This window comes from Cobetia crustatorum, assembly GCF_000591415.1.
Taxonomy (GTDB): Bacteria; Pseudomonadota; Gammaproteobacteria; order Pseudomonadales; family Halomonadaceae; genus Cobetia; species Cobetia crustatorum.
The window spans coordinates 56808-80559 of the sequence record NZ_JEMF01000039.1; the positions used below are offsets into that span (position 1 = coordinate 56808).

The window sequence follows — 23752 nt, forward strand, 5'->3', positions numbered from 1 at the left end:
CTAGCGCGCAGGCGACAGCTCCTTGAGAGATGGCAGCAGTTCCCAGCTCAACCAGCCACGCGGCTGGTCCAGGCGCTTGAGATAGCCCATGCCGAGGTTGTTCATCTGACGACGTGTCCAGCTGGCGCGACGCTGGATATAGGCCGACGGCTTACCGGCATTGAAACGGATCGGGTTAGGTAGCACCGCCGCCAGCAGACTGGCCTGATAGGCCGAAAGACTCGCCGCATCGGTATTGAAATGATGCTGAGCAGCTGCCTCGACCCCGAACACGCCCGGCCCCCATTCCGCGACATTCAGATAGACCTCAAGGATGCGTTCCTTGGGCCAGATCACTTCGATCAGAATGGTGAACCATACCTCCAACCCCTTGCGTACCCAGCTACGCCCGTTCCATAGAAAAACGTTCTTGGCTGTCTGCTGGCTGATGGTGCTGGCACCACGCAGCCGCTCCCCCGCCAGACGCGCATCAATCGCCTTGACGATCTGGTCGACATCGAAGCCATAGTGATCAGGGAATTTCTGGTCTTCCGACGCAATCACCGCCAGCCGCGCATTATTGGAGATATGACTGGCTGACACCCAGTCATGCTGCAAGGCCACAGGCTGGCCCGAGAACATGGCATAGCTCCACTTCTCGACCATCACCATCGACAGCGGCAACGGCATGAAACGCAGCAATACGACGATGCCGACACAGGCCACCATCCAGCAGCCCGTGATCTTGAGCACCCATAGCATCAGCCAGCGCAGGCGTTCCATGGGTCGCATGGATATGGCCGCCGGCGTCCGACGTATTGCCCCACGCCGTGCACCTGCCGATTGGTCGCTGTTGTTTGTCTGTCCTCGAGCCATCCCTCGCCATCCCCTGTCGCGCGTGTCATCACGCGTCCTTGTCATTAACACTTGCCGAGATCAACGCCTGCCATCATCAGCACTTGTCGTCGTGAATGCTCAGTATGGCGTACGACGATCCGAGCGAGTGTACCAGAGGCAGACCCATCATCTGGAAACGACAACGCCCCGACCACAAAGGGACGAGGCGTTGGGATTACGATTCAGCCTGCACGGCTGGCCTTCACGACTTAGCCTGCACAGCTCAGTTTGCGTAGTGCGGCCAGCTGCGCATGATCAGATCCGCACGCTGGCGTAGGTCGGCTCTCCGCGCGCATTGGCCAGCGCCAGGATGGCTGACGAGACCGGCGCCTCGTTGGCGACATGCAGTGAAGACTTGCCAATCGCAGAGTGCAGCAGCCCCTCAAGGCTGGTAATACCTGACAGACGATGATCACCATCGGCACGACATGCCGTTTCCATGACGCTCGTGCCGCGCTCACTACCCAGTCGCTCGTCGCGTGGCGGCATCCCGAAGTACTCGCGGTAGCATTTGGAGAAGTGCGGCGTAGAGACGAAACCACAGGCTGAGGCCACCTCGATGATCGACAGCGCCGTCTGCTTGAGCAGCTGGCGGGCGCGCGTCAGGCGCAGCTTGAGGTAGTAGCGCGACGGCGAACAGTGCAGATAGCGCTGAAAGAGGCGTTCCAGTTGGCGGCGCGAAACATCCACATAGTGGGCCAGTTCATCGAGACCAATCGGCTCTTCCAGGTTGGCCTCCATCAACGCGACGATTTCCAGCAACTTGGGCTGGGTCGTGCCCAGCACATGCTTGAGCGGCACGCGCTGCTGGTCCTGCTCACCACGTACGCGATCACAGATGAACATTTCGGAGATACCGGCAGCCAGTTCACGGCCATGCTCACGCCCAATCATGGTCAGCATCATGTCCATTGGTGCAGTTCCCCCAGAGGCGGTGGCACGCTCCTGGTCGATGGAGAACAGCCGCGTGGTCAGCGGCACGCGCGGGAAGGCCTCCTGCATGGCCGCCAGACACTCCCAGTGGATGCTGGTCTCATGGCCTTCGAGCAGTCCCGCCTGTGCCAGTGCCCAACTGCCGGTGCACACCGCACCGAGACGGCGACCGCCACGTGCCTGCGCCTGCAGCCAGCTGATGTGCGGACGCTGCACTGCACGCTGAATGCCGACACCGCCACAGACGATTGCCATGTCCAGCGGTGGGCAGAACTCGGTGGAGATATCCGGGGTCACCTGCAACCCATCGCTGGCACGCACGGGCGCACCTTCGAGCGTCAAGGTGTACCAGCGATACAGCTCACGCCCCGCCAACTGATTGGCCATGCGCAGTGGCTCGACCGCCGACGCCAGCGAAATGAGTGTAAAGCTGTCGAGCAACAAGAAGCCGATGGTCTGAGGCTGACGGGCGTCCGATGCCATGCCGGACTGAGAACGGTTATATGCGCTGTCGAAGCGGCCACTGGTCAGTGCCATGGGGGAACTCCTTCTTCTAATCTGCCTGAGTTGCAGACCGGAGCATCAAGTGCTCTCGCCCAAACTACTGGTGCCTTCGGGGGTCTGCGATATTGTCATTATTGGCACTCAGCAGGGAACTGACTTGATGACGGGGCAGTTCCAGCAGCGGCGACGATCATTATCAGAACGCACTCTCGAGATTAAGATACGACCTCAAGCGATTCGATAACGTCAGGGGTGTCGCAATTCACTGCTTGGACGTCGTGCGTTGTCCACCTCTCGACAGTAAACCATCGGCTATCCGACACGCAGTCTTTAAATCGCCGCTGTGCAGCAAATCATCGTTGCCGTACAGCACAGAATAACGGTGTGATTGGCTACTGTTCTCGCAGCATAAATTTTGCTCGTGATTAGGCTATTTCACGCCTTCCTGTCACAAAAAAGTGACAGGCCCCACTCCGGTGATACCGAAGCGGGGCCTGTCGTTTTCATCTTTCACGCATTTTCTATCGTAGTGCTCTCTCGCTCTCTACTCACGCAGCATCTCTTACAGGAGATGCTTGGCATGGTAGGCCAGATGCTCCTCGATGAAGCTGGCCATGAAGAAGTAGCTGTGGTCGTAGCCGGGATGGCGACGCAGGATCAGCGGATGACCGTGCTCAGCACATACGGCTTCGAGACGCTCAGGCATCAGCTCATTGTCGAGGAACTGATCATTCTCGCCCTGATCAATGAAGAGCTCCTGACGTGAAGCGCCGCTCTCACGCGACCGCTTCACCAGCTCACAACTATCCCACTGTGCCCACTGGGCGCGGTCATCGCCCAGATAGCCCGAAAAGGCCTTCTCGCCCCACGGGCAGGCGGACGGATTGACGATCGGTGCAAAGGCCGACACCGAGCGATAACGGCCCGGGTTCTTCAGTGCACAGATCAGCGCCCCGTGACCGCCCATCGAGTGACCGGAGATGGACTCACGTTCACCATCCACCGGGAAGTGACGCTTGACCAGCGCGGGCAGCTCCTCGGTAACGTAGTCGTACATGCGATAATGGCGCGCCCACGGTTCACGGGTGGCATTGAGATAGAAGCCGGCACCGCTGCCGAAGTCATAACTCTCGTCTTCGCCGGGCAGGTCCACGCCACGCGGACTGGTGTCCGGACAGATCAGCGCAATGCCCAGCTCGGCGGCCATGCGCTGAGCACCGGCCTTCTGCATGAAGTTCTCGTCGGTGCAGGTCAGCCCCGACAGCCACCACAGCATCGGCACCGGGCCTTGTTCGGCCTGCGGCGGCAGATAGATGGCAAACACCATATCGCAGTCCAGGCTGCCACTACGGTGACGGTAACGCTTGAGCCAGCCGCCATGCACCTTGTTGGCACTGACCAGCTCGAGTTGTTCGGTCGCGGTCATCGTACTCTCCTTTCTGATAGCGCCGTTTTCATGGTTCACAGCACGAGAAACGTCAAAAATCAGAAGCTGAGGACGGTACGGATCGACTTGCCTTCATGCAGCAGGTCGAAGGCATCATTGATCTTCTCGAACGGCATCTGGTGCGTGACGAAGTCGTCCAGATTGATCGCGCCATTCATGTAACGATCGACATAACCCGGAAGCTCGGTGCGGCCCTTGACGCCACCGAAGGCGGAGCCTTTCCAGACTCGCCCGGTCACCAGCTGGAACGGACGGGTGGATATCTCTTCGCCAGCACCGGCCACGCCGATGATGATGGATTCACCCCAGCCCTTGTGAGCGCACTCAAGCGCGGCGCGCATGACGTTGACGTTACCGATGCACTCGAAGGAGTAGTCGACGCCGCCATCAGTCATCTCGACGATGGCTTCCTGCACCGGCACGGACAGCTTGCTTGGGTTGACGAAGTCGGTGGCACCGAACTTGCGCGCCAGATCGAACTTGTCTTCGTTGAGGTCGATGGCAATGATGCGTGAGGCCTTGGCCATCACCGCGCCCTGAATCGCAGCCAGGCCAATGGCACCGAGGCCGAAGATGGCGACAGTCGCGCCCGGCTCGACCTTGGCGGTATTCATGACCGCGCCGATACCCGTAGTGACACCACAGCCCAGCAGGCAGATCTTGTCCAGCGGTGCTTGCTTGGAGACCTTGGCCAGTGAGACTTCCGACACCACGGTGTATTCAGAGAAGGTAGAAGTGCCCATGTAGTGGTGCAGCATCTTGCCGTCCAGCGAGAAGCGCGAGGTTCCGTCCGGCATCAGGCCACGGCCCTGAGTCGCACGCACCGAACTGCACAGGTTGGTCTTGCCGGAGAGGCAGAACTTGCACTTGCCGCACTCAGCGGTATAGAGCGGAATGACATGGTCGCCCGGCACCAGGCTCGTCACACCCTCACCCACTTCCTCGACAATGCCCGCACCTTCGTGGCCTAGCACGGAAGGAAACAGACCTTCGGGATCCGCACCCGACAGGGTGAAGGCATCAGTGTGGCAAACGGCAGTATTGACGATGCGCACCAATACTTCGCCAGCCTTCGGCCCATCGACATCAATCTCGACCAGTTCCAGCGGCTTGCCGGCTTCCAGCGCAATCGCAGCACGTGATTTCATCAATATCTCCTAGAGAGCAACAATAACGGTAAACTGACCGTCATCAGCTCAGGACAATAGAGTGTGACGGCTTGGCATGGCCCACAGTCTACGCTGTCAGCATGGCCGGATTAAGTCGCCAACACTCAGATGATTATTGCCATACAACAACAGTGACCAAGGAGCGGGCATGCAGCGCTGGGACCGAATCGAAGCCTTTGTGGAAGTCGTCAGAATCGGTTCATTTTCCGGTGCGGCCCGTCATCTCGGGGTCTCCAGCTCACATGTCAGTCGACTTATCAGCCAGCTGGAAGCTCAGCTCGACACTCAGCTGCTCTATCGGACGACGCGCCAGACGCGCCTGACCGATGCTGGACAGGTCTATTACGAGCACTGCCACCATCTCTTTGACGGTTTTCGCGCCGCAGAACAAGCCATCGGTGACTTCCATGCTCGCCCCAGCGGGGTGCTTAAACTGACCAGCGCCACCACCTTTGGTGAGCGTTATGTGGCACCACTGGTCAATGACTTTCAGCTCAAGCATCCCCAGCTTGAGGTACAGATGCACTTCACCAACCGTCCGGTGGAGCTGATCGATGAAGGCTACGATGTCGCCATTCGCATGGGCGTGCTCAAGGATTCCTCGCTGATCGCGCGGCGACTGGTCGATCGGCGCGAGTACGTGATCGCCTCGCATGACTATTTCCAGCGCGCGCCGCGCCCGCATACGCTGGCCGAGCTTTCCAGCCATCGTTGCCTGGCGGGCTCCAAGCGTGAGTGGCTGTTCGAGGTCGAGGGACAACGTCGCGAGGTACGTATCAGTGGCAGCTGGCAGGCCAATTCAGGGCCAGCGCTACTGGATGCGGCGCTCAAGGGCCTCGGCCTGGCCCAGCTGCCTGATTACTATGTGGCCCCTCATCTCGCGAGTGGCGAGCTGATTGCAGTGCTCGACGACTATCAGGTACGCGACACTGGCGTGTGGATCGTTTATCCCCGCCATCGCCATCTGTCGCCCAAGGTGCGTCAGTTCGTCGACTTCATGGTCGAGCGCTTTGAAGGCCGTACCTCTGCGCTGCCGAGCTGACTGAACAGAGCTGAGCCTGACCTGCCAGCAAAGATACGGGGCTGCCAAATCGGCAGCCCCGTATCTTCTTTTACCGCCTCCACCTGGTCATGACTTCGATTCAATACGCCCTCGGCCTCGAGTCAATATGCCCTTGGACTACCGGCTGCCGGCAGCACCACCGATGGCGCCTTGTCCAACAGCTTGCTGGAAACAAAATAGACCAGCGCGCCCAGCAACGACCCCGTGAACCAGCCGTAGTCGTAGAACCAGGACAGCGCAGGTTGCGAGAAGCTGATCATCGTCAGGCCCACCGGTACGAAGAAGGCGATGAAACCCGCCGGATTGAAGGCCGGATAGGTACCGCCATCCAGATACAACGCCGGCAAATCAAAGGATTGGCGACGGATCACGAAGTAGTCGACGATCATGATGCCGGCGATGGGGCCCAGCAGACTCGAATAGCCCAGCAACCAGTTGGAATAGAGACTCTCGAGACTGACATCCGACTCGATCCAGCCCATCTTCTTGATCAGCTCGAAGCCCATCAGCAGTACGCCGACCAGACCGGTGAGCAGCACGCCACGCGTCTGATTGATGAACTTGGGGGCGATGTTCTGGAAGTCATTGGTCGGCGAGACGATATTGGCGGCGGTGTTGGTCGATAGCGTCGCGATGATGATCAGCACCATGGCGATAGCGACCCAACCCGGACTATCGATACGTCCGATCAGGTTGACCGGATCCGAGATGGTTTCGCCAACCAGCGAACTGGAAGCCGCCGTCAGCACCACACCCAAGGCCGCGAAGAAGAACATCGTCAGTGGCAGACCGATGATCTGACCGACGATCTGGTCCTTCTGGCTCTTGGCATAGCGACTGAAGTCAGGAATGTTGAGTGACAACGTGGCCCAGAAACCGACCATCGCGGTCAGACCGGCCATGAAGTAACTCGCCACACCATCGCCCTCAGGACGATTGGGCGGCTGAGCCAGCAGCTCGCTGATCGAAGTATGCGGCAGTGCCCACACCATCAGGCCCACCCCCACCGCCAGCAGCAGAGGTGCGGAAAGTGTCTCCAACCACTTGATGGATTCCGCGCCACGAATCACCACGAACAGGTTGAGCGCCCAGAACACGAAGAAGCCGATCACCTCACCGACACCACCCAGTGCCTTCCAGTCTGCCGAGAGACTCGAGAGCAGCAGATGAATCGCCAGTCCGCCGAACATTGTCTGGATACCGAACCAACCACACGCGACCACCGCACGAATCATGCATGGCACGTTGGAGCCGATGATGCCGAACGATGAGCGCAGCACCACGGGGAAGGGAATACCGAAGCGGGTACCGGGAAAGGCGTTGAGGGTCAGCGGAATCAACACCACGATATTGGCGACCAGAATTGTCACTAGCGCCTCGCTGACACTCAGCCCGAAGTAGGCCGTCAGCACGCCACCGAGCGTATAGGTCGGTACGCAGATCGACATGCCGACCCACAGGGCAGCGATATTCCAGCGCGACCAGGTTCGCTCGGCACTCTTGGTCGGCGCGATATCTTCGTTATAACGCGGACTGGCGGCAACATCTTCTGCCACTACCAGCTCGATCATCTCCTCGTTGCTCCGCACCATGTGCGAGCGCGTCTGTGTCGGGGCCATGAGTCCTCACCTGTTTCAGCTGTTGTTATTGTTGGTAACGCGTGACAGTGCTTCGTGATGCCCTCTGCATGCCTCCCTACTTTCCTCAATTGCCCTCACTGCCGCTTTCATCACTTTAGTCAGGCAAATGTCATGCCGCAGCATTGATTAACGCCCATAAATCAATCCTGTCCATCCAGACAGCTTGTGAGATTTATCCAAGGTTACGACCATTGGATGGGCTTGTGATGTCATGTTGTTAGTCAGGCAACACTCGTCAGTATGGTCAGGTTCTATTGCGGTGCAAGGCGCGTTATTTACATACCCCAATAAACCAACTCAACTCATTGAAAATAGAGTGATTTTTATTAATATCACATGAGGTGCATGCTTTTAAAAATGGCACCACAGTGGTGAAATCAAGCGTCACAGAAATAAAAACACCTTTATATTCAACTAGTTAACTATTATTGAATTTAATTCCTTTATCGTCTTGCCGTTCCTCTAAACACTGACTAATGTTCAGTAAGCTGACTGACAAGACAGGATTATTAATCGAGAATCATTCCTGAAAAGTGCTTGGATATTTCCTGTACGTTGCGCCAGATAAACCCACGAATATGTCCGTTATCTTCTGAGTAAAAGACTCATGGAAGTGAAGTAAATACAACAACAACCCGGCGCTTGAGCGCCCGATGAGGAAGACATGTCAAACGACTCCCGCATCACCTACACCGAAGATGCTGGCAAATTACGCTGTGCCGTCATCCAGATGGGGCTCAATGTTTCCACTGATCTCGAGCCGGCTCAGATTCGCGATGCCATGAACGAGGCCCACCTGCCGCTGATTGACCAGGCCGGTGAGGCAGGCGTCAAGATCCTGTGCTTCCAGGAAGTCTTCAATCAGCCCTATTTCTGCCCAAGCCAGGATGCCAAGTGGTACGCCGCCGCCGAACGTGTACCGGAAGGCCCGACCACCACCCTGATGCAGCAGTACGCCAAGAAGCACCAGATGGTGATCATCGTGCCCATCTATGAAGAGGTGCAGACCGGCGTGTACTACAACACCGCCGCCGTGATCGACGCCGATGGCAGTTACCTGGGCAAGTACCACAAGACACATATTCCGCAGGTGGCAGGCTTCTGGGAGAAGTTCTTCTTCAAGCCCGGCAAGTCTGACTGGCCGGTCTTTAACACCGCCTACGGACGCATCGGCGTCTATATCTGTTACGACCGCCACTTCCCGGAAGGCTGGCGAGCACTGGCACTCAACGGCGCAGAAATCATCTTCAATCCCTCCGCCACCGTCGCGGGGCTATCGCAATACCTGTGGGAGCTTGAGCAGCCCGCCTCCGCTGCCGCCAATGGCTGTTACATCGCCGCCATCAACCGCGTTGGCCGCGAACAACCGTGGGACATCGGCGAATTCTACGGCTCCTCCTACTTCGTCAATCCGCGCGGCCAGATCGAAGCCCAGGCCAGCGCCACTGACGACGAATTGTTGATCCACGATCTCGACATGTCGATGGTGCGCGAAGTGCGCAACAACTGGCAGTTCTTCCGTGATCGTCGTCCGGATGCCTACACCCGCCTCACCGATGGCGAGTAATGAGCTGAGCAAGTCCGGGCTGAGCTGAATGGAAAGACCAGAGCTGGAAAGACCAGAGCTGGAAAGACCAGAACAACAATCGACCTGACATCCAAAGCTTTGAAGGCCGCTCAGCGCGGCCGGGAGAGACCCATGGCAATCCTGATCAAGGGCGGCAGCATCCAGACCCACGAAGAACGCTATGTCGCCGACATCCTGTGTGAAGGCGAGACCATCAGCGCCATCGGCACTGACCTCGACGTCCCTGCTGACTGCGAGGTGATCGACGCCAGCGGCTGCCTGGTGATGCCGGGCGGCATCGACCCGCACACCCACATGCAGCTGCCCTTCATGGGTACCGTGGCCAGCGAGGATTTCCAGAGTGGTACCGCTGCGGCACTGGCCGGCGGCACCACCATGATCATCGATTTCGTGATCCCCTCCCCCCAGCAACCGCTGATGGAGGCCTATCACACCTGGCGCGAGTGGGCCGAGAAGTCGTGCTGCGACTACAGCTTCCACGTCGCCGTCACCTGGTGGGACGAGAGCGTCAGCCAGGACATGCAGACGCTGGTCTCCGATTACGGGGTCAACAGCTTCAAGCACTTCATGGCCTACAAGAACGCCATCATGGCGCCGGACGACACCCTCGTCTCGAGCTTCGCGCGTTGTCTGGAGCTGGGCGCGATTCCCACCGTGCATGCCGAGAACGGCGAGCTGGTCTATCACCTGCAGCAGAAGCTGCTGACCGATGGCATCACCGGCCCAGAAGCGCATCCGCTGTCACGTCCACCGCAGGTCGAGGGTGAAGCCGCCAGCCGCGCCATCCGCATCGCTGGCACCCTGGGTACACCGGTGTATCTGGTACACGTCTCCACCGCCGATGCACTGGAAGAGATCCGCTACGCGCGCGAGCACGGCCAGCCGGTCTACGGCGAGGTACTGGCAGGCCATCTACTGATCGATGAAGCGGTCTATCAGAACAAGAGTTGGGAGTTCGCTGCCGGCCACGTGATGAGCCCGCCGTTCCGCTCGCTCGAGCACCGTCAGGCGCTGTGGGGCGGCATCCAGTCCGGTGATCTGCAGACGACTGCCACTGATCACTGCTGCTTCTGTGCCGAGCAGAAGGAGATGGGCAAGGACGACTTCACGAAGATTCCCAATGGCACCGCCGGGGTCGAAGACCGCATGGCGATGCTGTGGCATGAAGGCGTCAATACCGGGCGATTCACTGCCGAGAACTTCGTCGCACTGACCTCCACCAACGCCGCCAAGATCTTCAACATCTTCCCGCGCAAGGGCGCAATACGCGTCGGCAGCGACGCAGACCTGGTGGTGTGGGACCCGAACGGCGAGCGCACCATCTCCGCCAAGACGCACCACCAGAACATCGACTTCAACATCTTCGAGGGTCGCACCGTCAAAGGCATCCCGCGCCACACCGTCAGCCGTGGCTACTGGGCCTGGCGCGATGGTGAACTGCACGCGACCCGCGGCCACGGCCAGTATGTCGAACGCCCGCCCTACCCCAGCGTCTTCGATCAGCTCAAGGCGCGGGCCGAGCAGAATGCCGTCACTGCCGTTGATCGCAGCTAATTCTCCTAATCTGGCAGCGCTCCTGACGCGCTGCGCTCTTTCTCAGCCCGAACTGAAGCAACAACCTTCAACACGCTCAATGACGTACCGCCTGATAACAACTAACAACAATCATCCCGCGCGCCTGAGCGCGGGCAGGAGCCACACCGTGACGACATCCTCATCTCCTTCCCATTGGACCCCCGCGGGGTTCGAGGAAGAGGCGCTGAGTGCGCGCTTCACCGATCTTCATCCGGCGCTGGGCAAGCGCCAGGCCATCATCGAGAGCGCACGCTGCCTGTATTGCTATGACGCGCCCTGCATCAAGGCTTGCCCGACCAGCATCGACATCCCGACCTTCATTCGCCGTATTCACGACGACAACCTCGAAGGCGCCGCCAGCGAGATTCTCGATGCCAACATTCTCGGCGGCAGCTGTGCACGTGTCTGCCCGACCGAGATTCTCTGCGAGCAGTCCTGTGTACGTAATCAGGGGGATGAGTGCCAGCCGGTACTGATCGGCCTGCTGCAACGTCATGCGTTGGATAATGCCAAGTTTGAATCACACCCCTTCACGCGGGCAGCCCACACTGGGCGCCGCGTGGCCGTGGTCGGCGCCGGCCCTGCTGGCCTTTCCTGCGCGCATCGTCTGGCGCGCTTCGGTCATGACGTGGTGATCTTCGAGGCTGAAGAGAAAGCCGGCGGCCTGAACGAATACGGTATCGCCCGCTACAAGCTGACCGATGATTTCGCCGCCCGTGAAGTCGAGTTCCTGCTCGAAATCGGTGGCATCGAGATTCGCCACGGCCAGCGCCTGGGTGACAATCTCGCCATTGCCGAGCTGACACGTGAATTTGACAGCGTCTTCCTCGGCCTTGGCCTCGGTACCAGCCACTCACTGGGCCTGACGGGCGAAGACGCCCCCGGTCTGATGGCGGCGACGGACTACATCAAGGTATTGCGTCAGAGCAGCGAGTTGAACGTACTGGCGGTGCCAAAACACGCGGTGGTGATCGGCGCAGGCAACACTGCCATCGATATTGCGGTGCAGGTAAAACGCCTCGGTGCCGAGAGCGTAGACCTCGTCTATCGTCGCGGTGAAGCACAGATGTCCGCCACCCCGCACGAGCAGGACATCGCGCGTGCCAATGGCGTGATGATTCACACCTGGGCGCGCCCGCTGGCCATCGACAGCAATACCGACGGTCAACTCAGCGCCATGCAGTTCGCGCGCACCCGTGTTGAAGATGGCCGCCTGATCGACAGCGGCGAGACCTTCTCACTTGCCTGCGATGGCGTATTTACCGCGATCGGGCAAGGCTTTGACGACGCCAGCCTGAGCGACGTGCATGCCGCAGGGATGGCGCGCAGCGGGGCAAAGATTGAAGTTGACACCATGCTGCGCACCAGTCTGCCGGGCGTTTACGCCGGCGGTGACTGCATCGCGCGCGGGCAAGACCTCACCGTTCAAGCTGTCGCTCACGGCAAGTTGGCCGCCGAGGCCATCCATCACGATCTGATGCTCAAGGTGGAGGCCGCCTGATGACTATTCATACCCCGCTCAATGAAGATAACGCCCGCCCTGCAGGCGCTGGCGCAAACGATGCCGCCAGCAATGATCATGTCGCCAGCTACAAGGCTGACCTCTCTATCAACTTCGCCGGTATCCGCTCGCCGAATCCCTTCTGGCTGGCCAGTGCGCCGCCGACTGACAAGGCCTACAACGTGGTACGTGCCTTCGAGGCCGGTTGGGGCGGCGTGGTGTGGAAGACGCTCGGTGAAGACCCGGCGGCGGTGAACGTCTCCTCACGCTACTCCGCGCACTATGGCCCGAATGGTGAGGTCAGCGGCTTCAACAACATTGAGCTGATCACTGACCGTTCGCTGGAAATCAACCTGCGCGAGATTACTCAGGTCAAGAAGGACTGGCCGGATCGCGCACTGATCGTCTCGCTGATGGTGCCGTGCGAAGAAGAGGCCTGGAAGACCATCCTGCCGCAGGTCGAGGCGACGGGCTGTGATGGCATCGAGCTCAATTTCGGCTGCCCACACGGCATGCCGGAACGCGGCATGGGCGCCGCAGTCGGTCAGGTACCGGAGTATGTCGAAAAGGTCACGCGTTGGTGCAAGACGTACAGCTCACTGCCGGTCATCGTCAAACTGACACCCAACATCACCGATGTGCGTCTGCCGGCTCAGGCTGCGCTACGTGGCGGTGCTGACGCCGTCTCGCTGATCAACACCATCAACTCCATCACCCATCTGGATCTCGACCGCATGGTTGCGCATCCGGTCGTCGGCGGGCGCAGCACCCACGGTGGTTACTGCGGTAGCGCAGTCAAACCTATCGCGCTCAACATGGTGTCAGAGATTGCCCGCACGCCAGAGACGGCCAATCTACCCATTTCAGGCATCGGCGGCATTTCCAACTGGGAAGACGCCGCGGAATTCATCGCGCTAGGGGCCGGCAGCGTGCAGGTGTGTACGGCGGCCATGCTGCACGGCTTCCGGATCGTCGAAGAGATGAAGGACGGGTTGGGCCGCTGGATGGACAGCAAGGGGTATCAGAAGATCGATGACTTCACGCGCGCCGCGATACCCAACACTACCGACTGGAAGCACCTGGACATGAACTATCAGGTGATCGCGCGTATTGATCAGGACAAATGCATTGGCTGTGGACGCTGCTATATCGCCTGCGAGGACACCTCGCATCAGGCGATCATGCATCTGGCCAAGGACAACGGCACCGCACGCTATGAGGTGAAGGACGCTGACTGCGTGGGCTGTAATCTGTGTGAAATCACCTGCCCGGTGGACAACTGCATCACCATGGAAGAGCAGGATACCGGCAAGCCGTACATGAACTGGATGGAAGACCCGCGCAACCCGCATCGCGCTGCCTGATAAGGCACTGAGAGAGCGTCAAAAGACCGGAAACCAAAAAGGGCTGCCAGCAATGGCAGCCCTTTCTTGTGAGTGATCACAAACAACATGAAATACACTTCGTTATCTTTACGCTAAACACAAGGAGTAATCATCGTCCGCCTCAGGCAGAAAGCCCTACGCCTTTCAGCAACACGCGTGTGACATTCTGCACCGCTTGCTCAAACTCGCGATCACTCAGCGCGCACCCCCGATTGAGTACGGCAATCTGATGATCGAAGTCGGCGTAGTGCTGGGTACTCGCCCATATCATGTACAGATAGGCGGAGGCATCGACGTTGTCGATACGGCCTTCAGCGATCCAGCTACGCAGCCGCGACTTCTTCATCTCGGCCCACTCGTCGAGCCAGATCGTCAGCTCCTCACCCAGCACCGGCGCCCCCTGCATGATTTCGCTGGCCCATACCTTGGAGCCGTAAGGACGCTGGCGCGAGTGCATCATCTTGGCGCGAATGTAGGTGGAGAGCACCAGCTGCGGGTCGTCGTAGGCCTCGAAGCACAGTGCATCTTCCTTCCACAGCGCCAACAGGCCATCGAGCACGGCACGATAGAGCGCTTCCTTGGTACTGAAGTAATAATGCAGATTCGACTTGGGCAGCTCTACCTCGGCGGCAATATCCACCATGCTAGCGCCAACATAGCCCTTGAGTGCGAATACCTTCTCGGCGGCGAGCAGAATACGCCCGACATTATCCTTGCGAATCTGAGACTTGCGAGTGGCCATGCGATCCCCTGACGCAGTACTGACAGTGGCCTCAGAATATCACACCCATATGGCCACATGTCTGGGCAGTCAGGTTTCACATGGCCTCTTCTTGTGAAATCCTGCCAATCACGCACCCTGCGATTCAATGATGAGCCCTGTCATTCAAAGACAGCACCGTCGATAAAGCCATCTGCCGGCATCGGTATCTGCCCCGCCTCACCGCTCAGCCACCAGGCGCGGGATGATTGCCTTCGCTACGCTCATCGACTGCTGGCACGACCAGACCCAGACTGCGCGCTGCGATCCGATAGAGATCCGGCCTTACACAGCGTGTCAGTGTCGCGGCGATATCATGCTCACTGATGCCATGCAGGTGCCCCCAGCGCTGCATCTGGGAAACATACCAGCGGGTATGCGAACGCCACGGGAAATTGGCGGCGTAGCGGTGGAATATCGTCCAGCCTGCGTTGGCCTGCTGATAGTCCTCGACCGACTGCTCGACATCGACATCCTCGAGCCCATGCGCGATGACCGACAGTGGCACCTCGGGCAGGCCTTCGTCATGTAGCCAACTGGCGGCTTGCTGGCGATTGCCGGGGCGGTCCAGCCATGCGCAAGCCCTGAGCAGTGAACGTATCAGCGCCTGATGAGCCAGCGGATGTTGCTGCGCCCAGTCCTCGCGCACCCCCAGCACCTTCTCCTGCCCGAAGCGCCAGATGTCATGACTACCCGCGACCACCTGCCCCATGCCCTGCGCGCTGGCCAGGCTATTCCACGGCTCACCGACACAAAAACCATCCAGAATTCCGGAGGCGAGTTGCGCCGCCATCAGTGGAGGGGCAACAGCGCGCATATCGACCTGTGAATCGGGATCAATCCCACCCGCCGCCAGCCAATAGCGCAGCAGGTAACGGTGCGAGGAGAACGGATGCACACTCGCGAGCCTTAACGGTGCCTCACCGCGTTGGCGGCGCTGCCTGACGTGCTCGCCCAGTGCGCAGGCAATGCCAAGTGAGCTATCAAGCACATGCCCTTCCTCGGCCAGCCGCGTCATCAACGCGCGTGACAGAGTGATGGCATTGCCACCCAGATTGAGGGTCATGGCACTGATGACGGGAGTCGCACGCCCGTCCAGCCCCAGTGTTGACGTCAGCGGCATCAAGGCCAGCATCTGCGCGCCCTGCAAGACACCGGTCTGCAGGTCATCACGTAGCGCTGCCCACGATGGCTGCCACTTGAGCGTCACCGACAGCCCCTCCTCCTGGAAGAACCCTAGCTGCTCAGCCACCACAAAGGGCGCAGCATCATTGAGCGGCATCAATCCCAGCGTCAGCTGGTGATCATTCAGGGGTGCATCACTGAGCATCACAGACACCTCATGAAAAGACGTAATAAAAGACAATGGCGCAAGCAGTGATCAATCAATGCCGGCCCGAACCAGCGCTTGAACCAGCACCAGAGCAGCCACCCTCGGTACGACGCGTGGCTTTCAGCATCTCATCCGCCAGCTCGTGCAGTGCCAGGCGGCGATTCATCGCGGTCTTGCGCAGATACTGATAAGCCGCGTCTTCACCCAGCCCGCGGCTCTCCATCACCAACGCCTTGGCGCGATCGACACTGCGCCGTTGCACCAGGGTCGTCTGGGTGCGGTTGAGCTCACCTTTCAAGGCACGATGCGCCTCGAAACTGGTGATCGCGACCTCGACCATCGTGCGCACCATCGCTGGCATCACATGATCGACCACATACGCCGACACCCCCGCCCCTGCTGCCTCGCGCACCAGATCCGGCGCATCCTCACTGGCCAGCATGATCATCGGCTTGGGATAGCGGCGTCCTAGCTGGCCAAGATGCTCCAATGTATCGCGACTGGGCAGGTCGGCATCGATGATCACGGCATCTGGTTGATGCAGCTCAACCAGTGCATGCAGGTCTTCGCGTTCATCAACACGCAGCGCCACCTCGAAGCCAGCACTCAATAGTGCCTGCTCCAGCGCGGCGGAACGCTCGCTGCGGACATCGACGATCAGCACAGTCACGGGCATGTCAGGGTTTCCTCGGCAGAACGTGTCAGGCAACTTTTCCACATGGCCTGAACGTTGCAGGAATCGTGCCGCATGCTGGTGCAACCATGCCGTAGCGCGCTTTGCGCGCACCTACCCTGCACAGCAATGACGCAAGCCAGCTAGATCACCATCATCGTGCGCCAGACTGGTACGCCATCGCACCGTCACGCACCGCAGACGAGCACGCCGCTTGGCTCATGGCGGCTGCCCCTGCGGTAAACACAGCAATGACTCAGCATCAACTCATTGATATTGCTGGCCTTACCCCGTCACTACCGGCACAAGTGGCGCGGTCCTTGCTTTGTTAAACACAGTGTCACGCGAGTGCTGTCATCTGGCTCTCGAATCGTGACGCCCATGACGTAGACCAGGCTCCCATGAGTACGAGTGCGTCGAACCCGGCACCTCAACGACGAGGCAGCCCTGCTGTTCTCAACAGCCGTTCGACCATTCTCTGAACGCACTCACCGTGTGTTCGGTATCGACGCTGCATCAGGAGCCCGCACTCATGGATATTCGCAACAAGGCCAACCGCATCCGGCTGTTCAGCCTGAAAACCCCGCAAATGCGTGCCTTTCACATGTCGTGGTTCGCCTTTCATGTCTGCTTCTTCGGCTGGTTCGGCATTGCACCGCTGATGGCGGTGGTGCGTGACGACCTCGGCCTGACCAAGACCCAGATCGGCAATACCATCATCGCCTCGGTCGCGATCACCGTGATCGTACGTCTCGCCATCGGCGTGTTATGTGATCGCATCGGGCCACGCAAGGCCTACACCTGGCTGCTGTGCCTCGGTTCACTGCCAGTGATGAGCATCGGCTTCGCCGACAGCTTCGAATCCTTCTTCCTCGCCCGCCTGGCGATTGGTGCCATTGGCGCCTCCTTCGTCATCACCCAGTACCACACCTCAGTGATGTTCGGCCCGAATGTCGTCGGCACCGCCAATGCCACTACCGCGGGCTGGGGTAACCTCGGCGGCGGTACCACCCAGATTCTGATGCCGCTGGTCATGGCGGGCCTCTTGATGCTGGGCGTTGAGCAAACCCTCGGCTGGCGTTTGGCGATGGTGGTGCCAGGCATCGTGCTGTTCCTGACTGGTATCGCGTACTACTTCTTCACTCAGGATGCCCCGGACGGCAACTTCAGTGATCTGCGAGAACGTGGCGAGCTACCCAAGGCGGAGAAGGAATACAGCATGCGCGCCACCTTCGGCGCGGCAGCACGCGACATCCGTGTCTGGGCCCTGTTCCTCGTCTATGGCGCTTGCTTCGGGGTCGAGCTGACCATCAACAACGTCGCCGCCATCTACTTCTTCGATCACTTCGATCTCGATCTCGCCACCGCCGGCCTCATCGCGGGGCTGTTCGGCTTGATGAACCTGTTCGCGCGCACCCTGGGCGGCGTGTTCTCTGATCTGTTCGCCCGTCAATCAGGCCTCAAGGGCCGCGTGCGCTGGCTGTTCATCGCGCTGCTATGTGAGGGCGTGGCATTGGTCGGCTTCGCGCAGATGGAAACCCTCGCCGTGGCGATTGGCATCATGCTGGTGTTCAGCCTGTTCGTGCAGATGGCGGAAGGCGCCACCTTCGGCATCGTGCCGTTCATCAACCGCAAGGCACTGGGCGCGGTGGCTGGTATCGTTGGTGCGGGTGGCAACGCCGGTGCTGTCGCCGCTGGCTTCCTGTTCCGCAGTGAGGAGCTGAGCTATCAAGAGGGCCTGATGTATCTGGGCATGGGCGTGATCGTGATCTCGCTGTTCGCGCTATTGGTACGCTTCAGCGCCGCCACTGAGGCCGAGGAAGACCGCGCCTATCAGGCGGCGGTCTCTGAGCGCGAACAAGACTCTACGCAGCAGCCCGCCTCTGCGTAAAACGTCCTCCTCTGCGTAGAACGTCCACCTGATCAAACGCTGCCGGATAAACATCTGCCTTCCAGATACGACAAAGCCCCCGCCTCGCAAGAGACAGGGGCTTTGTCGTACTGAATGCAGTGCACCGTCAGTCATCACCAGAGGCACGTCAGGGGGACTCAGGAGAGCAGGCACAAAAAAACCGAGCCCCCATGGGGAGACTCGGTTTCTGATGCTGCCTGACGTGCCCACTATCTGAGCAACATCATGCCACGCATCTTAACTATCGGTGGCGTTCTCGACGCTATCACCCGCTTCTTCCACGGTGTTATCCATCTTCTCACCGGCCTTCTCCATCGGGCCTTCATCTTCACAACCCGCGAGTGACAGTCCGCCAATGCCGAGCATGGCAATCATCAGTGTGCTACCCAGTGTCTTGATCTTCATGATCTCTCCCTCGAGTCGTCGGCCAATGCCTGGCCCTCTCCGTGACATTCACCACGGCCTTTACTGCGACCTTCACAGCAATGGGTAAAATGGATGCGACGGCGTCGTGTTGTCGCCGTCCTCTCAGTGATATGGAGCGAACAGGTTGTGATTTCAAGTCTTGTGCAACACCGAGTTGCACATGCCTGCATCCATCATGCCGCTATACATCAGGGCCCATGAAATTGTGATGAAACAGCACTTCACCACCCAGCCCCTGCAGATACCCCGACACTAGCTCGAAGGCGACGAAGGCACCGGGCACATCATGATGATTGCAGTACAAGCCATAGTGGCGCGCAGGATGGAATCCAAGGTGAGCGTAGAAATCGGCATGACCGGCCGCGACCACGGCACCAGCACCCAACAGACGACAACGCTTGACCGCAGAGATCACCAGCCGCTTGCCGATGCCGTGCCGCTGATGCTGTGGCAATACCGCCAGCGGTGCCAATGCCATCAACACGCGATCGGGATAACCAGATAGCGCAACACGTGAGGCCATCACATGTCCCAACAGACGACTCTCACCTTCACTGAGGTGCCGACCACTTTCAGGGTCTGTGACATGTTCGGCCACCAAAGAGATTTGCGCCTGCTCACCATGACGCAGCCGCTCTCCTAGCAATGCCTCGCGATGGCCGGCAAAAACTGATTCATGAATGCGATAAACCCGCTCATGATCAAAAGTGCGTTCTTCACGAATGCGAAGATTCTCGGCCGTGCTGTCACTCATCTGTCAGCTCCCTGTCAACGCCCTGCCAATCAAGGCGACTCCCCTTTAGATTAGCCAGCGGATGCATATGCAGCGAGGTGCAATCTACTGCTCAAAAAGCACGATGCCCGCCAAGAAGGCGGGCATCGATAAGCGTGATCTCAAGGTCGAAAGAGACATTAGATCTCTGAACAGTACCCGGCAGGTCTTTCGACCTCTGCGGGTTAGCTCTTGAGACGACGGGCGCGGAAGGAGCGACCCTTGAGCTTGCCATTCATCAGTTGAGCCAGCGCTGTCTTGGCAACATCGCGCTCTACCGCCAGGAAGGTCGTGCGCGCCAGCACCTTGATCTTGCCTATCTGGCTGCCGGACATGCCGCCGTCGCCAGTCAGTGCACCCAGAATGTCGCCAGGACGCAGCTTGTCCTTCTTGCCACCGTCAATCTGCAGCGTAGCCATGCGGGCATAGAAAGGCTCGCGCGTCAGCATGCTCTTGGACGGCAGCGGCTCCGGTGTCAGCGTCTGTTCCAGGAACTCACCGAGCTTGGTCAGGCGGTAATCTTCTTTCTCGGTATACAGCGTGCAGGCAATACCAGAGCTGCCAGCGCGACCGGTGCGGCCAACGCGATGGACGTGGGCATCGAGATCACGTGCGATCTCATAGTTGAACACCGCATCCAGCGCTTCGATATCGAGACCCCGTGCCGCCACATCGGTGGCGACCAGGATAGACGCACTCTTGTTGGCGAACATCACCAGCGTCTGGTCACGCTCACTCTGCTCCAGGTCACCGTGCAGTGACATCGCGCTGAAGCCGTGCTCATTGAGCGCATCGCTGACCTCCTGCGCCTCACGCTTGGTATTGCAGAACACCACACTGGATTCCGGACGATACTTGAGCAGCAGAATGCGCAGCGCTTCAAAGCGCGCTTCATTGTCGGCCACACGGTGAAACAGCTGACGAATGCTGCTTTCATCATGGGTCGAGGCCACTTCGATGCTGGCCGGATCACGCAGCATGCGCTCGGCAATCGGACGCACGCTATCCGCGAAGGTCGCGCTGAACAGCAGGGTCTGACGATCTTCCGGCGCCTCGGCAACGATGGCATCCAGCACCTCAGCGAAGCCCATGTCCAGCATACGATCGGCTTCGTCCAGCACCAGCGTGTTGAGCTCGGCAAGGCTCAGACTACCCTTGCGCAGATGCTCGTCCACGCGTCCTGGCGTACCGACGATGATGTGAGCGCCATGCTCCAACGAACCCAACTGCGGGCCAAACGGTGCACCACCGCACAGTGCGAGCACCTTGACGTTGTGCATGCCGCGCGCCAGACGACGAATCTCTCCAGCGACCTGGTCCGCCAACTCACGCGTCGGACACAGCACCAGCGATTGCACGCGGAAGCGAGACACCTTGAGGCGCGACAGCAGGCCGAGGCCAAAGGCGGCTGTCTTGCCAGAGCCGGTCTGGCCCTGAGCGATCACATCTCGCCCTTCCAGCATCAGAGGCAGACTCTGCGCCTGGATAGGCGTCATCTCGTGATAACCCAGCGTTTCAAGATTGCTGAGCAGTTCGGGTGCCAGCGCCAAAGTGGCAAAGGCAGAAGTGGCGGTGGCATCAGTCACGGGGACATTCCTTCAGATCAATGAACGATCACGAGCCGAACAGGCAGGTGCGCGCGGGCGCAGAGCATAGCAGAGACAGCTCTCCAACGCCTGTTGCACCGGCGCGTTGCACTGATGAGAACATCTAGCGAGATAGGCGTATCCATGATGGAGAGAGATCAAACAACCATGCTTCAAACATAAGCCACTCGCATTAGATATAAATCCAGCGCTTCACTCCAAATAATGGTTTTAATCAAACTGTATTTTGTTTGTGACACAGGTCATTTATTAATCCTTATTAATTCATCAAAATAGTCACTGGCATCTTCAGTCATCACTTCGCGCGCTCTCGTTCTAGCACCATGTCTGAACACCCCATCCAGACATCATGCTTGGGAATCACGTTAAGACAGCATGGCTGGATATGCCGATAGACTGACGTTTCTACCTCCATGCTCGCCATTTTTTGATGATGGAAATACAGCGGCATCATGAGATTACTCGTCATAACATCACCTACTCATGTCGTGACACGCATGCATGATAGCGTTCATGGGCAATGATGAAAAATAACGATAAAAATGACAATGAAATAGTCTCACTATGTATTTTCTCATTAACAAACAAAGTGTTACGGAAATTATAATCTTTAACTCTAGCGACATGCCTGCTTGATTTACGGATAACGGTCGGCCGTGAAACAAGCCTCCATTGCAGAGCGGGTCATAAAAATCGATGTTGCTAATATCACTACTACGATAAAGACATCATCACCAATGACATGCATAGGGACCCATGACTGTCATTGTGTCGATGCGCTATTACCAACACGAAACACCTCATAGAGCGGAGCTATTCACTAACCGCCGGCTACCCATGCATCACAGTGAAAGCACCTTTTCATCTGCGCATCGGACAGCACACATGACGCAATATTCAACTCAGGGAGCTAAACGACATGCAGGATTTTTCCAACATAACGACATATGGTTGCGTCGTTGCCGGCGTAGGCCCTGCAGGGATGGGCTTTTTATTCAATGCGCTAAAAAACGGTCAACTGCCTGAGCTGGCCCAACGCGGACTACTGATTGTCGATGCCGGTGGCACGCCTGCCGGTGGACGTCTCGGAGCGGGGCGGCTCGGGGAATATCGCATTACCGCCAATTCGGTTGGCGACGTCTTTCTCGACTGCCTGAGAGATCCGGCACTGGCTGAATTCTTCGCTCCGCTTGAAGGTGACTCCCGCCTTGAAGGCATTCGCGCGCAGGCGTTCAGCGCTCCCGCGCTTGACGAAGTCGGCGCGCTATTGGAAGCCGCTTCTGCGTTGGTGCTGGACTACATCACCACATTGTCAGGCGCAGAGCTCTGGTGCGGCACCAGTCTCGATGCGCTGCAGCGTGTTGATGACTGCAACATCCTGACGTTGTCCCATATGCCGGGACATGACTCTCGCCCCCTGCGCGTGCGGACACGCAACCTGGTACTCAATCTGGGTGGCCATCAGTCGCCAGAATACCTGATGGATAGCCTCAGCCGGCAGAGTCTCTCTCTCTCCTCACGCGCCCGCGTCTACAGCGGAGATGAACTACTGCGCATGCCAGAAGGGTTGCTGCGCAGCCTGTTGCTGCCGCGTCTGCGCCGCGGTGGACGTATCTGCGTAATAGGAGGCTCGCACAGCGCCTTCTCAATGCTGGATGTGCTGGCGACGGCACTGGGCAATACGCGCGTCACTGAAATCACGCTACTGCATCGCTCACCGATTCGGTTGTTCTTCGAGAATGCCGAGGAAGCACAGGCCGCTGGCTATACCTTTGACCCTGAACGCGATGTATGCCCAATCAGTGGGCGTATCAATCGTTCTGGCGGGCTTCGCTATCGCGCATTGGCGATCGGCCAGGAAGTTCTCGCCACCGGTCGTCTGGAAGACTGCGCGATGAATGTTCGCTTGATTCAGACAGGCCCAGGCCCGACTCAACGGCTGCTGGAGGCCAGTGAAGCGCTGGCAGATTCACCCATCGTGATTCAGTGCAACGGCTATCAGCCTATCTTGCCGCGCATGACGGATGCCGAGCACCAACCGCTAACGCTAAGCGAGGTAAAAGGCGGACTGGATTCTGATGCCAACGGCAATCCGCGTGATCTTCACGGCAGACTTCTCACCGGCCTCTATCTGTTCGGGCTGGGCGCTGGCCTGGCGGTAGACCCGACGCTGGGTAGCGAAGCCGCCTTTGATGGTCGTATCTATGGCGTTTGGCAGTTCCACCACCACGCCAGCCTGCATGCGCTGAATGCCATCATGGAGCGCACTGCTGAACCTGACACTGTGTTGGCCATGCAGCCGCGCAGCGAAGATGCCGTCTCGAAGGCCGATGAAGACGCCACTGGCGGCGACCTGTCCTCGGCCCTCTCGGCGCTGAGTGGCACGCTGCGGCCAGCGATGATCTAGTCGATACTCTGTTCATCGTCGCTTACGTAATGCTTTTCCCGTCGTTACGCCTGGCGGATGAAACAGCATGAGATCAAGTAAAAAAGGATATCATCAGGTGATTATTTTTTAGCAAAAAGATAACAATAATGAGTCATGGCATCTGATATCACTTTCACATGCCAACAAAAAACGCCGCCAT

18 protein-coding genes are annotated in these 23752 nt (G+C 58.7%); 7 read left to right on the forward strand and 11 right to left on the reverse strand.

Annotated features, from left to right (window positions below):
- From mtgA to BF12_RS0109410, 4 genes are all read right to left on the reverse strand, one after another.
- A complete protein-coding gene (mtgA, locus tag BF12_RS0109395) occupies window positions 1–771 on the reverse strand; it encodes a monofunctional biosynthetic peptidoglycan transglycosylase (protein ID WP_051510894.1) in 771 nt (256 codons plus the stop codon).
- A gap of 360 nt (window positions 772–1131) precedes the next feature.
- Window positions 1132–2292 carry a choline metabolism transcriptional regulator GbdR gene (gbdR, locus tag BF12_RS0109400; RefSeq protein WP_035159756.1) on the reverse strand — a complete coding sequence of 387 codons (1161 nt, stop codon included), beginning with the start codon at window positions 2290–2292 and terminating at the stop codon, window positions 1132–1134.
- Between the two features lie 583 nt (window positions 2293–2875).
- Complete coding sequence (gene fghA, locus BF12_RS0109405; protein WP_024952051.1) at window positions 2876–3739, reverse strand: S-formylglutathione hydrolase; 864 nt, start codon at window positions 3737–3739, stop codon at window positions 2876–2878.
- Window positions 3740–3798: 59 nt separating this feature from the next.
- Window positions 3799–4908 carry an S-(hydroxymethyl)glutathione dehydrogenase/class III alcohol dehydrogenase gene (locus tag BF12_RS0109410; RefSeq protein WP_024952052.1) on the reverse strand — a complete coding sequence of 370 codons (1110 nt, stop codon included), beginning with the start codon at window positions 4906–4908 and terminating at the stop codon, window positions 3799–3801.
- A 169-nt stretch (window positions 4909–5077) separates the two neighbouring features.
- Here BF12_RS0109410 and BF12_RS0109415 point away from each other — a divergent pair, with 169 nt between their 5' ends.
- Entirely contained in the window at window positions 5078–5971 is an 894-nt protein-coding gene (locus BF12_RS0109415; RefSeq protein WP_024952053.1) for a LysR family transcriptional regulator, read from the forward strand.
- 122 nt (window positions 5972–6093) lie between these two features.
- Here BF12_RS0109415 and BF12_RS0109420 read toward each other — a convergent pair whose 3' ends face one another.
- Window positions 6094–7611: an NCS1 family nucleobase:cation symporter-1 gene (locus BF12_RS0109420; RefSeq protein WP_035159736.1), complete on the reverse strand. Its 1518-nt coding sequence runs from the start codon at window positions 7609–7611 to the stop codon at window positions 6094–6096.
- A gap of 685 nt (window positions 7612–8296) precedes the next feature.
- Here BF12_RS0109420 and BF12_RS0109425 point away from each other — a divergent pair.
- The 4 genes from BF12_RS0109425 (at window position 8297) to preA (ending at window position 13660) form a co-directional block, all read left to right on the forward strand.
- A complete protein-coding gene (locus BF12_RS0109425; protein WP_024952055.1) occupies window positions 8297–9199 on the forward strand; it encodes a nitrilase-related carbon-nitrogen hydrolase in 903 nt (300 codons plus the stop codon).
- Window positions 9200–9331: 132 nt separating this feature from the next.
- On the forward strand, window positions 9332–10774 hold the full coding sequence (gene hydA, locus BF12_RS0109430; RefSeq protein WP_024952056.1) for a dihydropyrimidinase: 1443 nt from the start codon (window positions 9332–9334) through the stop codon (window positions 10772–10774).
- 148 nt (window positions 10775–10922) lie between these two features.
- Window positions 10923–12296: an NAD(P)-dependent oxidoreductase gene (locus BF12_RS0109435; protein WP_024952057.1), complete on the forward strand. Its 1374-nt coding sequence runs from the start codon at window positions 10923–10925 to the stop codon at window positions 12294–12296.
- Window positions 12296–13660, forward strand: a complete 1365-nt coding sequence (gene preA / locus BF12_RS0109440; RefSeq protein WP_024952058.1) for an NAD-dependent dihydropyrimidine dehydrogenase subunit PreA — start codon at window positions 12296–12298, stop codon at window positions 13658–13660. Before BF12_RS0109435 ends, preA begins: the two co-directional genes overlap by 1 nt.
- 142 nt (window positions 13661–13802) lie before the next feature.
- Here the strand turns inward: preA and BF12_RS0109445 are convergent, their stop codons facing one another.
- From BF12_RS0109445 to BF12_RS0109455, 3 genes are all read right to left on the reverse strand, one after another.
- Window positions 13803–14423 carry a TetR/AcrR family transcriptional regulator gene (locus tag BF12_RS0109445; protein WP_024952059.1) on the reverse strand — a complete coding sequence of 207 codons (621 nt, stop codon included), beginning with the start codon at window positions 14421–14423 and terminating at the stop codon, window positions 13803–13805.
- A gap of 205 nt (window positions 14424–14628) precedes the next feature.
- A complete protein-coding gene (locus BF12_RS19490) occupies window positions 14629–15771 on the reverse strand; it encodes a CmpA/NrtA family ABC transporter substrate-binding protein (RefSeq protein WP_051510896.1) in 1143 nt (380 codons plus the stop codon).
- Between the two features lie 55 nt (window positions 15772–15826).
- Complete coding sequence (locus BF12_RS0109455) at window positions 15827–16450, reverse strand: ANTAR domain-containing response regulator (RefSeq protein WP_024952060.1); 624 nt, start codon at window positions 16448–16450, stop codon at window positions 15827–15829.
- 529 nt (window positions 16451–16979) lie between these two features.
- Here BF12_RS0109455 and BF12_RS0109460 point away from each other — a divergent pair.
- Entirely contained in the window at window positions 16980–18338 is a 1359-nt protein-coding gene (locus BF12_RS0109460; RefSeq protein ID WP_024952061.1) for an MFS transporter, read from the forward strand.
- Between the two features lie 258 nt (window positions 18339–18596).
- Here BF12_RS0109460 and BF12_RS22210 read toward each other — a convergent pair whose 3' ends face one another.
- The 3 genes from BF12_RS22210 to dbpA all read right to left on the reverse strand — a co-directional run bounded on the left by BF12_RS22210 (window position 18597) and on the right by dbpA (window position 21143).
- Window positions 18597–18764, reverse strand: a complete 168-nt coding sequence (locus BF12_RS22210; protein ID WP_169734518.1) for a hypothetical protein — start codon at window positions 18762–18764, stop codon at window positions 18597–18599.
- A 202-nt stretch (window positions 18765–18966) separates the two neighbouring features.
- A complete protein-coding gene (locus tag BF12_RS19495; RefSeq protein ID WP_024952062.1) occupies window positions 18967–19539 on the reverse strand; it encodes a GNAT family N-acetyltransferase in 573 nt (190 codons plus the stop codon).
- A gap of 203 nt (window positions 19540–19742) precedes the next feature.
- Complete coding sequence (gene dbpA / locus BF12_RS0109475; RefSeq protein ID WP_024952063.1) at window positions 19743–21143, reverse strand: ATP-dependent RNA helicase DbpA; 1401 nt, start codon at window positions 21141–21143, stop codon at window positions 19743–19745.
- 940 nt (window positions 21144–22083) lie between these two features.
- On the opposite strand from dbpA, the gene BF12_RS0109480 reads away from it, so the two are divergent.
- Window positions 22084–23571 (forward strand): hypothetical protein, encoded by a 1488-nt coding sequence (locus BF12_RS0109480; RefSeq protein WP_024952064.1) that lies wholly within the window; start codon window positions 22084–22086, stop codon window positions 23569–23571.
- Window positions 23572–23752 lie beyond the last annotated feature (181 nt).

What these genes read in the sequence shown, in the direction of transcription:
- BF12_RS0109480 (WP_024952064.1), top strand. Translation starts at nt 22,084, where the DNA reads ATGCAGGATTTTTCCAACATAACGACATATGGTTGCGTCGTTGCCGGC.
- BF12_RS0109445 (WP_024952059.1), bottom strand. Translation starts at nt 14,423, where the DNA reads ATGGCCACTCGCAAGTCTCAGATTCGCAAGGATAATGTCGGGCGTATT.
- BF12_RS0109420 (WP_035159736.1), bottom strand. Translation starts at nt 7,611, where the DNA reads ATGGCCCCGACACAGACGCGCTCGCACATGGTGCGGAGCAACGAGGAG.
- gbdR (WP_035159756.1), bottom strand. Translation starts at nt 2,292, where the DNA reads ATGGCATCGGACGCCCGTCAGCCTCAGACCATCGGCTTCTTGTTGCTC.
- preA (WP_024952058.1), top strand. Translation starts at nt 12,296, where the DNA reads ATGACTATTCATACCCCGCTCAATGAAGATAACGCCCGCCCTGCAGGC.
- hydA (WP_024952056.1), top strand. Translation starts at nt 9,332, where the DNA reads ATGGCAATCCTGATCAAGGGCGGCAGCATCCAGACCCACGAAGAACGC.
- BF12_RS22210 (WP_169734518.1), bottom strand. Translation starts at nt 18,764, where the DNA reads ATGAAGATCAAGACACTGGGTAGCACACTGATGATTGCCATGCTCGGC.
- BF12_RS0109460 (WP_024952061.1), top strand. Translation starts at nt 16,980, where the DNA reads ATGGATATTCGCAACAAGGCCAACCGCATCCGGCTGTTCAGCCTGAAA.
- BF12_RS0109455 (WP_024952060.1), bottom strand. Translation starts at nt 16,450, where the DNA reads ATGCCCGTGACTGTGCTGATCGTCGATGTCCGCAGCGAGCGTTCCGCC.
- fghA (WP_024952051.1), bottom strand. Translation starts at nt 3,739, where the DNA reads ATGACCGCGACCGAACAACTCGAGCTGGTCAGTGCCAACAAGGTGCAT.
- BF12_RS0109410 (WP_024952052.1), bottom strand. Translation starts at nt 4,908, where the DNA reads ATGAAATCACGTGCTGCGATTGCGCTGGAAGCCGGCAAGCCGCTGGAA.
- BF12_RS19490 (WP_051510896.1), bottom strand. Translation starts at nt 15,771, where the DNA reads ATGCTCAGTGATGCACCCCTGAATGATCACCAGCTGACGCTGGGATTG.
- BF12_RS0109425 (WP_024952055.1), top strand. Translation starts at nt 8,297, where the DNA reads ATGTCAAACGACTCCCGCATCACCTACACCGAAGATGCTGGCAAATTA.
- BF12_RS19495 (WP_024952062.1), bottom strand. Translation starts at nt 19,539, where the DNA reads ATGAGTGACAGCACGGCCGAGAATCTTCGCATTCGTGAAGAACGCACT.
- mtgA (WP_051510894.1), bottom strand. Translation starts at nt 771, where the DNA reads ATGCGACCCATGGAACGCCTGCGCTGGCTGATGCTATGGGTGCTCAAG.
- BF12_RS0109415 (WP_024952053.1), top strand. Translation starts at nt 5,078, where the DNA reads ATGCAGCGCTGGGACCGAATCGAAGCCTTTGTGGAAGTCGTCAGAATC.